A 12,165-nucleotide genomic window follows, 5' to 3' on the forward strand; every position below is an offset into this window, starting at 1 on the left:
TTAGAAGAAACGTGGTGAAACCAATTTCTGGAAAGACTTAACAAGTTCAAATCTTAGAAAAACTTCAAAGGAACCATCATTGAATTGAGTGCCTCCCAATTCGGTTGTCTCCCTATCATATGCCAATCCCAGCATAATTTGGTCGGTAACCTGAAATCCTGCAAGAGCACTTACAGCAGCATCCCATCTGTAGGCAGCACCAAAAGTGAATTTTTCGTTAAACATAAAATTAGCGGAAACATCTACTTGTAAGGGCGCCCCGCCTACCACTTTGGTAAGCAACGCCGGTTTGAATTTTAGGTTACCGTTCAAATCAAATACATAACCTGTAATCAAATAGAAGTTGATTCTATCCGTTGACAAAAAATTTACAGCTTCGGCGTCATCACCGGACCTATCAAAAAATTTGGTTTCCAATAGATTTGGAGCCGATAGCCCCGCATAAAACTTGTTCGTATGATAATATATACCCAAGCCAAAATTAGGCGAAAACCTGTTATCCACATTATCCCCAACAAATTCTTCCTGGCCTTCCCTCTGCCTGAGGCTTTGCAAATCTAAGTTCAATAAATTTCCTCCCGCTTTTAAGCCGAAAGAAAGTTTTGCATCTTGAGAAACATCTATGGTATATGAAACAGCGGCATCAAAATAAGTTTCCTGTATGGTCCCATCCCCGATTTCATCATTTACAATTGATAGACCATACCCCAACCTACTGTTACGTATAGGGGAATGTAAATTTAAGGTTTGTGTGGTAGGAGCGCCGTTCAACCCCACCCATTGAGACCTATATAATCCTGCTATGCTTAGTTGCCCCCTAGAGCCTGCATAAGCAGGGTTAATACTTAGCGTATTGAACATATACTGCGTGTACTGGGCGTCTTGTTGCGCATTGGAAGACAGTACTAATGCAAATAAAAACAATATAGAAATTTGAAAATTTTTCTTATATGCCATATCCTATATTTCGTATGTTATTTACTGAATATACAAGTATCCGTTATCAGTAACATTATTTTGGTTTAATTGATATTCAAATATGTAAAAATACACTCCTGCTGGCAAATATTCATCACCACCTATCGTAGACCTACCTCTTGACCTTCCGTCAAACACGTTATTTTGATTATTGTAATTTTCTCCTTCGTAGACAGATATTCCCCATCTGTTGAAAATTTTCAAAGTATTGTTCGGAACCCTATCGACACCATCAATCCATAAAAATTCATTTTTACCATCTCCGTTAGGCGTTATTAGCTGTTTGACTTCTATATCTACCGTTGGTTCAGGAGTATCATCAATGGGGTCAAGGTAGTCCGGGGTGCCGTCACCGTCCGTATCGTCGTTGGTAGGGTCGCCGTCGCCATCCGCGTCCTCGTCGGGGGTGTCGATGCCGTCACCGTCGTCGTCAAGGTCACGGTAGTTCACGTCCTCAGTACCGTCCGTGTCCGGAAGGTCGGACGCAGGGTCGTCTATCTCGTCGTTAACGTCATAGCCGTCGTTAACGTCGCTGCCCTCGTAGCCGTCGTCCAGACCGTCGTTGTCGCTGTCCGTCCCCGTGAAGACCTGGTCGGGGACACCGTCGAAGTCGAAGTCGTTGCCCTCGTTGTTGTCGGGCACCGTATCGTCGTCGCTGTCCGTGTCAAGGTAATCCGGGAGCTCGTCCGTGCCGTCCGTGTTGACCGGGTCCAGACCGCCCAGGTACGCACTGTTCACACCGTCGTTGGAGGCGTACGTCGCCGCGTCGTCATCGTTCGGGGAAACGTAACCCGAGGTCGTCTGAGCCTCGACGTTGTCCGGGATGCCGTCGTTGTCGCTGTCGATGTCAAGATGGTCGGGACGCCCGTCGCCGTCGCTGTCCGTAGGGTCCGTCAAGGGGTCGCCGTCGCCGTCCACGTTCGCGTCCTCCTCCGTATCGAGTATACCGTCGTTGTCGTCGTCAAGGTCGACGCTGTCGGGAACGCCGTCGCCGTCCGTGTCCGTATCGGGGGCACCGTCGGGGTCAAGGTAGTCCGGGGTGCCGTCACCGTCCGTATCGTCGTTGGTAGGGTCGCCGTCGCCGTCCGCGTCCTCGTCGGGGGTGTCGATGCCGTCACCGTCGTCGTCAAGGTCACGGTAGTTCACGTCCTCAGTACCGTCCGTGTCCGGAAGGTCGGACGCAGGGTCGTCTATCTCGTCGTTAACGTCATAGCCGTCGTTAACGTCGCTGCCCTCGTAGCCGTCGTCCAGACCGTCGTTGTCGCTGTCCGTCCCCGTGAAGACCTGGTCGGGGACACCGTCGAAGTCGAAGTCGTTGCCCTCGTTGTTGTCGGGCACCGTATCGTCGTCGCTGTCCGTGTCAAGGTAATCCGGGAGCTCGTCCGTGCCGTCCGTGTTGACCGGGTCCAGACCGCCCAGGTACGCACTGTTCACACCGTCGTTGGAGGCGTACGTCGCCGCGTCGTCATCGTTCGGGGAAACGTAACCCGAGGTCGTCTGAGCCTCGACGTTGTCCGGGATGCCGTCGTTGTCGCTGTCGATGTCAAGATGGTCGGGACGCCCGTCGCCGTCGCTGTCCGTAGGGTCCGTCAAGGGGTCGCCGTCGCCGTCCACGTTCGCGTCCTCCTCCGTATCGAGTATACCGTCGTTGTCGTCGTCAAGGTCGACGCTGTCGGGAACGCCGTCGCCGTCCGTGTCCGTATCGGGGGCACCGTCGGGGTCAAGGTAGTCCGGGGTGCCGTCACCGTCCGTATCGTCGTTGGTAGGGTCGCCGTCGCCGTCCGCGTCCTCGTCGGGGGTGTCGATGCCGTCACCGTCGTCGTCAAGGTCACGGTAGTTCACGTCCTCAGTACCGTCCGTGTCCGGAAGGTCGGACGCAGGGTCGTCTATCTCGTCGTTAACGTCATAGCCGTCGTTAACGTCGCTGCCCTCGTAGCCGTCGTCCAGACCGTCGTTGTCGCTGTCCGTCCCCGTGAAGACCTGGTCGGGGACACCGTCGAAGTCGAAGTCGTTGCCCTCGTTGTTGTCGGGCACCGTATCGTCGTCGCTGTCCGTGTCAAGGTAATCCGGGAGCTCGTCCGTGCCGTCCGTGTTGACCGGGTCCAGACCGCCCAGGTACGCACTGTTCACACCGTCGTTGGAGGCGTACGTCGCCGCGTCGTCATCGTTCGGGGAAACGTAACCCGAGGTCGTCTGAGCCTCGACGTTGTCCGGGATGCCGTCGTTGTCGCTGTCGATGTCAAGATGGTCGGGACGCCCGTCGCCGTCGCTGTCCGTAGGGTCCGTCAAGGGGTCGCCGTCGCCGTCCACGTTCGCGTCCTCCTCCGTATCGAGTATACCGTCGTTGTCGTCGTCAAGGTCGACGCTGTCGGGAACGCCGTCGCCGTCCGTGTCCGTATCGGGGGCACCGTCGGGGTCAAGGTAGTCCGGGGTGCCGTCACCGTCCGTATCGTCGTTGGTAGGGTCGCCGTCGCCGTCCGCGTCCTCGTCGGGGGTGTCGATGCCGTCACCGTCGTCGTCAAGGTCACGGTAGTTCACGTCCTCAGTACCGTCCGTGTCCGGAAGGTCGGACGCAGGGTCGTCTATCTCGTCGTTAACGTCATAGCCGTCGTTAACGTCGCTGCCCTCGTAGCCGTCGTCCAGACCGTCGTTGTCGCTGTCCGTCCCCGTGAAGACCTGGTCGGGGACACCGTCGAAGTCGAAGTCGTTGCCCTCGTTGTTGTCGGGCACCGTATCGTCGTCGCTGTCCGTGTCAAGGTAATCCGGGAGCTCGTCCGTGCCGTCCGTGTTGACCGGGTCCAGACCGCCCAGGTACGCACTGTTCACACCGTCGTTGGAGGCGTACGTCGCCGCGTCGTCATCGTTCGGGGAAACGTAACCCGAGGTCGTCTGAGCCTCGACGTTGTCCGGGATGCCGTCGTTGTCGCTGTCGATGTCAAGATGGTCGGGACGCCCGTCGCCGTCGCTGTCCGTAGGGTCCGTCAAGGGGTCGCCGTCGCCGTCCACGTTCGCGTCCTCCTCCGTATCGAGTATACCGTCGTTGTCGTCGTCAAGGTCGACGCTGTCGGGAACGCCGTCGCCGTCCGTGTCCGTATCGGGGGCACCGTCGGGGTCAAGGTAGTCCGGGGTGCCGTCACCGTCCGTATCGTCGTTGGTAGGGTCGCCGTCGCCGTCCGCGTCCTCGTCGGGGGTGTCGATGCCGTCACCGTCGTCGTCAAGGTCACGGTAGTTCACGTCCTCAGTACCGTCCGTGTCCGGAAGGTCGGACGCAGGGTCGTCTATCTCGTCGTTAACGTCATAGCCGTCGTTAACGTCGCTGCCCTCGTAGCCGTCGTCCAGACCGTCGTTGTCGCTGTCCGTCCCCGTGAAGACCTGGTCGGGGACACCGTCGAAGTCGAAGTCGTTGCCCTCGTTGTTGTCGGGCACCGTATCGTCGTCGCTGTCCGTGTCAAGGTAATCCGGGAGCTCGTCCGTGCCGTCCGTGTTGACCGGGTCCAGACCGCCCAGGTACGCACTGTTCACACCGTCGTTGGAGGCGTACGTCGCCGCGTCGTCATCGTTCGGGGAAACGTAACCCGAGGTCGTCTGAGCCTCGACGTTGTCCGGGATGCCGTCGTTGTCGCTGTCGATGTCCCTAAAATCAGGATTTGAGTCGTTATCAGAATTTATAGGGGTAAGCCCTTCCCCGGAACCTGGTGAGTTTTCATAATGATCATCTAGACCATTCCCATCGCTATCTATACCACATGGGGCTTGAAAATCACCACTTGGTTGTGCTTCAATATTGTCAAGGATACCATCATTATCTGAATCTATATCCCTAAAATCCGGTAAGGAATCGGCATCGGTATCTTCGGGAGTAAGACCTTCCCCGGAACCAGGAGTGTTTTCATAATGGTCGTCCAGACCGTTCCTATCCCTATCATTACCACATGGGGCGAGGAAATCATCGGTTGGTTGTGCTTCAACATTGTCGAGGATACCGTCATTATCCGAATCTATGTCTAAATAATCAGGAACTTTATCACCATCAGTATTAACAGGTGTCAAACCGTTACAACTACCCGGAGTAACTTCATACGCATCATCCAAACCGTTACCATCAACATCATATCCGGATGGCGCTATGTAATCAGCTGTTGTTTGGGCTTCAATATTATCAAGGATACCATCATTATCCGAATCTATATCCAATCGGTTTGGTATACCATCGCCGTCATCATCGTCGTTCCCTTCTACAACATCCAAAATACCGTCACCATCGTCGTCCATATCCTTGTGGTCTGGTACTTTGTCACCATCTGTATCCTTATAAATTGTTTTTTCAGTGAGTAAGGCTGGATTAAAGCCATAAGAATTTGTTGTGAGTGCCAAAAAAAAGACAGAAGATAAAACAACAGTGACTATTGTTTTAGCACCAAGTCTTGACAAAGTAAAATTTTCCATAAATGATAGTTTTGTTTAAACTTATCACCATGGCTTTAGCAGGCATTCTTTTTGTAAGAAGATAGGGCGTCCTCTATAATTTAATGCAAGATATAGCTAAAAAACAGATCTTCAAATTGTTTTAAAAGCATAAAGTATGAATTATCCTTCAAACACAGTTTTACTCGATAAAATGTTAACTATTCTTAAAATATGTCAAAATTAAATACGTCATTTTTCTATAAAAAGATTACACAAGTTTTCAAAAAATCGATTTTATCCGTAGTTAATCGTATAATCAAAAATCGTATTTCCCGTAAATCAAAAATCTTCATTTTGAAAATCAAAAAACGTAACTCAATGGAATCCATAGAATTCACGAGATAAAAGACAAGGCCTTTCATAACATATATTTGACTTATTTTTGCCCAAAATTTTGTTGATGGATTTTAAGGAAGAAATACAAAAAAGAAGAACATTCGGCATTATCTCGCATCCGGATGCCGGGAAAACTACCCTTACCGAAAAACTTCTATTGTTTGGGGGCGCAATTCAAGAGGCTGGTGCTGTAAAAAACAATAAAATAAAAAAATCGGCAACCAGTGATTTTATGGAAATAGAGCGACAACGAGGAATATCCGTTGCCACCTCGGTTTTAGCTTTTATTTATAAGGACAAAAAAATAAATATTCTTGATACGCCCGGACACAAAGACTTTGCCGAGGATACATTTAGAACATTGACCGCGGTTGATAGTGTGATTGTTGTAATCGATGTTGCCAAAGGTGTAGAGGAACAAACTGAAAAACTTGTTGAAGTTTGCAGAATGCGGAATATCCCAATGATCGTATTCATAAACAAATTAGATCGGGAAGGGAAGGATGCCTTTGACCTTCTGGATGAAGTGGAACAAAAGTTAAACCTTAACGTAACCCCTTTGAGTTTTCCCATAGGCATGGGGTACGACTTTAAAGGAATTTATAACATCTATGAGAAAAATATAAACTTATTCAGTGGGGACAGTAAAAAAAATATAGAGGAAACCATAGCATTTGACGACATTAGTAATCCTGAATTGGATAAAATTATCGGAGAAACCGCAGCAAACGATTTAAGGGACAATCTAGAATTGACACAAGGGGTTTATCCAAAATTCGATACCGAAAAATATTTGACCGGTGAATTACAACCTGTTTTCTTTGGTTCCGCACTAAATAATTTTGGTGTTCGTGAGCTTTTGGATTGTTTTATAGAGATTGCCCCTTCACCTAGGCCAAAAATGGCAGAAGAACGTTTAGTCAAAGCTGATGAAAAAGAACTTACGGGATTTGTATTTAAGATACATGCCAATATGGATCCAAAACATAGGGACCGATTAGCTTTTGTCAAAATCGTATCGGGCACTTTTGAAAGGAATAAGCCTTATCTACACGTAAGACATGATAAAAAGGTAAAATTTAGTAGCCCCAATGCATTCTTTGCAGAAAAAAAGGAAATAGTGGATATCTCATATCCCGGAGATATCGTTGGACTTCATGACACAGGAAACTTTAAAATTGGAGATACCCTTACTGAGGGAGAATCTTTACATTACAAAGGAATTCCAAGTTTTTCCCCTGAGCATTTTAGGTACATCAATAATGCCGATCCCATGAAAGCGAAACAGCTCTATAAGGGTATTGACCAGCTGATGGACGAAGGAGTTGCACAACTGTTTACCTTGGAAATGAACGGCCGAAAGGTAATAGGTACGGTCGGGGCGTTACAATACGAGGTCATACAGTATAGGTTGGAACATGAATATGGGGCCAAATGTACCTATGAAAATTTTGCAGTACACAAAGCCTGTTGGGTAGAACCAACTGATAAAAACAATGAAGAATTCAAAGAATTTAAAAGAGTAAAACAAAAATTTTTAGCAAAAGACAAATTGGGTCAACTTGTATTTCTTGCGGACTCTCAATTCTCATTACAGATGACACAACAAAAATATCCTACGGTAAAATTACATTTTACATCCGAATACAAGTAAAAATAGATACGTACCCTAATTAAAATCAAAAAGCCACAACTAAGTTTGTGGCTTTTTTTATGCTTCTCCCGTGGGTCCGAAATTCATGGGTATAGGGGGTTGTTCATAATCTTTGATGGTACCGTGCGCTTTTTCGAATCGATTGACATTATCGCTCAGCGCTTTTAAAAACTTTTTGGCATGCTGTGGTGTAAGTACAATTCTACTTTTCACCTTAGCCTTTGGTGCCCCGGGCATCATACTTATAAAGTCTACCACGAATTCGGATACGGAATGGTTGATTATTGCCAAATTGGAATAGATACCTTCAGCCATTTTTTCATCCAGCTCTATATTGATCTGTTTTTGATTTTGCTTATTCTCACTCATAATTAAAAATAAAAAAACCTCGATGCTTTCACATCGAGGTTTATGATTTAGAATTTTAATTCTTCCTTTCGGGCCATGATCTCGTCATACTCCTCTTTAGAGCCTACTATGATATTCTCATAATCTCTCATACCTGTACCTGCAGGTATTTTATGACCTACGATAACATTTTCCTTAAGACCTTCCAAAGTATCTACCTTACCACTAACCGCGGCTTCGTTTAGTACTTTAGTCGTTTCTTGGAAAGATGCCGCTGAGATGAACGATTTCGTCTGTAACGATGCTCTAGTTATACCCTGAAGAATGGGTGTTGCGGTTGCCGCAACAGCATCCTTGGCAACAGCTAGTGCTTTATCGTTTCGCTTTAAAATAGAATTTTCATCTCTTAGTTCACGTGCCGTAATGATTTGGCCAGGTTTTAGATTTTCAGATTCACCTGCATCCTCGACCACTTTTTTACCATAAATCTCATCGTTTTCGCGGATGAAATCATCTTTGTGAACCAATTGGTTTTCCAAGAAAATAGTATCGCCCGGATCTTGGATACGAACTTTACGCATCATTTGCCTTACTACTACTTCAAAGTGTTTGTCATTAATTTTAACACCTTGTAATCGGTACACTTCCTGAACCTCGTTCACCAAGTACTGTTGTACGGCAGATGGGCCTTTGATAGCCAAGATATCTTCTGGCGTGATAGAACCATCGGATAACGGCATACCTGCACGCACATAATCGTTTTCCTGAACCAAAATCTGATTGGAAAGTTTTACCAAATACTTTTTGATCTCACCCAATTTGGATTCGATGATAATCTCCCGGTTACCCCTTTTGATTTTACCAAAGGAAACCACACCATCAATTTCTGAAACAACAGCTGGGTTAGATGGGTTACGTGCTTCGAAAAGTTCGGTAACCCTTGGAAGACCTCCAGTAATATCACCTGCCTTGGCAGACTTACGAGGTATCTTGACCAAAATCTTACCTTCCTTGATCTTATCACCGTCGTCAACCATGATATGGGAACCGACCGGCAAATTGTAGGAACGCAAGGTTTCCCCTTTGCTATCTTGTATCAAAAGCGTTGGAATCAGCTTCTTATTTCTTGACTCGGAAATCACTTTTTCCTGGAAGCCTGTTTGCTCATCAATCTCAACTTGGTATGTGACTCCTTGCTCAATATTCTCATAAGCAATTTTACCAGGGAATTCCGATACGATTACACCGTTATATGGATCCCAAGAACAGATAACGTCATCTTTCTTGACCTTAGCCCCGTTCTTGATAAACAGTTGAGAACCGTAAGGAATATTATTCGTACTTAGCGTTATACCCGTTTTAGTATCGATTATCTTTATTTCAGAAGTACGGGATATTACAATTTCTGCATCTTTACCTTCAGAATCCTCTCCTTTTACAGTTCTTAAATCTTCGATTTCGGCAACACCGTCAAATCTGGCGATAAGTTTGTTATCTTCAGATATGTTACCAGCGATACCACCAACGTGGAAAGTCCTCAAGGTTAGTTGAGTTCCGGGCTCTCCAATAGACTGTGCAGCAACAACGCCTACAGCTTCACCTCTCTGGACCATTTTATTGGTCGAAAGGTTTCTACCGTAACATTTGGCACAAATGCCTTTTTGGGCCTCACAAGTGAGTGCAGAGCGCACCTCTACCTTTTCGACAGGAGAGGCTTCAATTTTCTTCACATCACTTTCCATGATTTCCTGTCCGGCACTAAGAATCAATTCCTCAGTCAACGGATTGAACACATCGTGTAAAGAAACCCTACCAAGTATACGCTCACCTAACGTTTCTACGATCTCTTCGTTCTTCTTAAGTGCTTGTACCTCGACACCTCTGAGCGTTTCACAGTCCTCGATATTGATAATCACATCTTGAGAAACATCAACCAGTCGGCGTGTTAAGTAACCAGCATCCGCAGTTTTTAGTGCGGTATCCGCTAGACCTTTACGGGCACCGTGCGTTGATATAAAGTATTCCAAAATTGAAAGTCCTTCCTTAAAGTTTGAAAGGATAGGGTTTTCAATAATCTCACCGCCACCTGCGGTAGATTTTTTGGGTTTGGCCATCAAACCACGCATACCTGTCAGCTGTCGAATTTGTTCCTTGGAACCCCTTGCACCAGAATCGAGCATCATGTATACAGAGTTGAACCCTTGCTGATCTTCACGAATACGCTTCATTGCCAATTCGGTAAGCATTGCATTCGTAGATGTCCAAACATCTATTACCTGATTGTAACGTTCGTTGTTGGTAATCAGACCCATATTGTAATTGGCCATAATACCATCTACTTGACCATTTGCATCGGCAATCATCTCATGCTTTTCTTGTGGTATGATAATATCACCTAAACTAAAGGACAACCCGCCTTTGAAAGCAAATTGATACCCCATTGTCTTGATTTTATCCAAGAATTCAGAAGTTGTAGGTACATCGGTTACCGCAAGAATATCGCCAATGATATCCCTTAAGGCCTTTTTGTTCAATACTTTATTGACATAACCCGCAGCTTCAGGCACCTCCATATTGAAGAGCACCCTACCGACCGTAGTCTCGATAATCTGGTTTACCAAATCCCCTTCTTCATTAAAATCTTTGGCCCTGACTTTAATTCCCGCATTAAGGTTTACCATGCCCTCATTAAAGGCAATTTCAACCTCTTCATAAGAATAGAAAGTCAAACCTTCACCTTTAATAGGTACTTCGGGTGTTGATTTTCTTTCCTTGGTCATATAGTACAGACCCAAGACCATATCTTGAGATGGTACCGTAATCGGTGAACCATTTGCAGGATTCAATATATTGTGCGATGCCAACATCAACAGTTGTGCTTCAAGAATCGCTTCTGGCCCCAATGGTAGGTGAACAGCCATTTGGTCACCGTCGAAATCAGCATTAAATGCGGTACATACCAATGGGTGCAAACGTATCGCCTTACCTTCAATCAATTTTGGCTGGAAAGCCTGTATACCCAACCTGTGCAATGTTGGTGCACGGTTCAGTAATACTGGATGTCCTTTCAATACGTTTTCGAGAATATCCCAAACAACAGGTTCTTTCTTATCTATTATTTTTTTGGCAGATTTAACCGTTTTGACAATACCTCTCTCTATCAACTTTCGGATAACAAAAGGCTTGTAGAGTTCGGCTGCCATATCTTTTGGGAGACCACATTCGTACAATTTCATTTCTGGTCCAACAACGATTACTGAACGTGCGGAATAATCTACACGTTTACCCAATAAGTTTTGACGGAAACGACCTTGTTTTCCTTTTAATGAATCTGAAAGAGATTTCAACGGTCTATTTGATTCGGTCTTGACCGCAGATGCTTTACGTGTATTATCGAACAAAGAATCTACAGATTCTTGGAGCATACGTTTCTCATTTCTGAGAATTACCTCTGGCGCCTTGATTTCGACCAAACGCTTTAAACGATTATTGCGGATAATGACCCTTCTGTAAAGATCATTTAAATCAGAAGTGGCAAAACGACCTCCATCCAGGGGTACCAATGGGCGCAATTCGGGTGGAATCACCGGAATCACTTTCATTATCATCCATTCCGGTCTGTTCTCTCTGTTTTCTTGGGATTCCCTAAGTGCTTCAACCACCTGAAGACGTTTCAAAGCTTCAGTTTTTCTTTGTTTCGAAGTTTCGGTATTGGCCTTGTGGCGCAATGAGAACGATAACTCGTTCAAATCGATTCTAGCCAATAAATCAATCAGACATTCAGCACCCATTTTAGCGATAAACTTGTTGGGGTCAGAATCTTCCAAATACTGGTTTTCGGCAGGAATTTCCTCTAGAATATTCAAGTATTCCTCCTCGGTCAAGAAATCCATTTTATTGATTTCCTCTCCCTCTGGACCTTTGGCAATACCGGGTTGTATAACTACATACCTTTCATAGTATATAATCATGTCCAATTTTTTGGAAGGTAATCCTAACAAATATCCTATTTTGTTGGGCAAGGAGCGGAAATACCAGATATGGGCGACAGGAACCACTAAATTGATATGGCCTACCCTGTCTCTACGTACTTTCTTTTCGGTTACCTCTACACCACAACGGTCACAAACGATACCACGGTAACGAATACGCTTATACTTTCCACAAGCACACTCATAGTCCTTCACAGGTCCAAAGATACGCTCACAAAAAAGACCGTCTCGCTCAGGTTTGTGCGTTCTGTAGTTAATGGTTTCAGGCTTTAAAACCTCACCTCTTGACTCTCCTAAAATTGATTCTGGAGAAGCCAATCCGATTGAAATTTTATCGAACCTTTTAATTGGATTATTATCTTTTATTCTAGCCATAATAGTATGGTGATA

5 protein-coding genes are annotated in these 12,165 nt (G+C 46.1%); 1 reads left to right on the top strand and 4 read right to left on the bottom strand.

Features of this window, described 5'->3' with window-relative positions; translation table 11 throughout:
- Both HYG79_RS02335 and HYG79_RS18005 read right to left on the bottom strand, forming a co-directional pair.
- Entirely contained in the window at window positions 1–957 is a 957-nt protein-coding gene (locus HYG79_RS02335; protein WP_179240567.1) for a PorP/SprF family type IX secretion system membrane protein, read from the bottom strand.
- Window positions 958–978: 21 nt separating this feature from the next.
- The gene (locus HYG79_RS18005; protein WP_228027918.1) at window positions 979–5,250 is read right to left on the bottom strand and encodes a T9SS type B sorting domain-containing protein; all 4,272 of its coding nucleotides are present in this window, start codon (window positions 5,248–5,250) and stop codon (window positions 979–981) included.
- A 595-nt stretch (window positions 5,251–5,845) separates the two neighbouring features.
- Here HYG79_RS18005 and HYG79_RS02345 point away from each other — a divergent pair.
- Window positions 5,846–7,435 carry a peptide chain release factor 3 gene (locus tag HYG79_RS02345; RefSeq protein WP_179240568.1) on the top strand — a complete coding sequence of 530 codons (1,590 nt, stop codon included), beginning with the start codon at window positions 5,846–5,848 and terminating at the stop codon, window positions 7,433–7,435.
- 57 nt (window positions 7,436–7,492) lie between these two features.
- Here HYG79_RS02345 and HYG79_RS02350 read toward each other — a convergent pair whose 3' ends face one another.
- Together HYG79_RS02350 and rpoC are read right to left on the bottom strand one after the other, a co-directional pair.
- A complete protein-coding gene (locus HYG79_RS02350) occupies window positions 7,493–7,804 on the bottom strand; it encodes a DUF3467 domain-containing protein (protein ID WP_179240569.1) in 312 nt (103 codons plus the stop codon).
- A gap of 47 nt (window positions 7,805–7,851) precedes the next feature.
- Window positions 7,852–12,150, bottom strand: coding sequence for a DNA-directed RNA polymerase subunit beta' (gene rpoC, locus HYG79_RS02355; protein WP_179240570.1), 4,299 nt, complete (start codon window positions 12,148–12,150; stop codon window positions 7,852–7,854).
- Between the last annotated feature and the right edge of the window lie 15 nt (window positions 12,151–12,165).

The organism is Costertonia aggregata (assembly GCF_013402795.1).
Lineage (GTDB): Bacteria > Bacteroidota > Bacteroidia > Flavobacteriales > Flavobacteriaceae > Costertonia > Costertonia aggregata.

What these genes read in the sequence shown, in the direction of transcription:
- HYG79_RS02335 (WP_179240567.1), bottom strand. Translation starts at nt 957, where the DNA reads ATGGCATATAAGAAAAATTTTCAAATTTCTATATTGTTTTTATTTGCA.
- HYG79_RS18005 (WP_228027918.1), bottom strand. Translation starts at nt 5,250, where the DNA reads ATGGACGACGATGGTGACGGTATTTTGGATGTTGTAGAAGGGAACGAC.
- HYG79_RS02345 (WP_179240568.1), top strand. Translation starts at nt 5,846, where the DNA reads ATGGATTTTAAGGAAGAAATACAAAAAAGAAGAACATTCGGCATTATC.
- HYG79_RS02350 (WP_179240569.1), bottom strand. Translation starts at nt 7,804, where the DNA reads ATGAGTGAGAATAAGCAAAATCAAAAACAGATCAATATAGAGCTGGAT.
- rpoC (WP_179240570.1), bottom strand. Translation starts at nt 12,150, where the DNA reads ATGGCTAGAATAAAAGATAATAATCCAATTAAAAGGTTCGATAAAATT.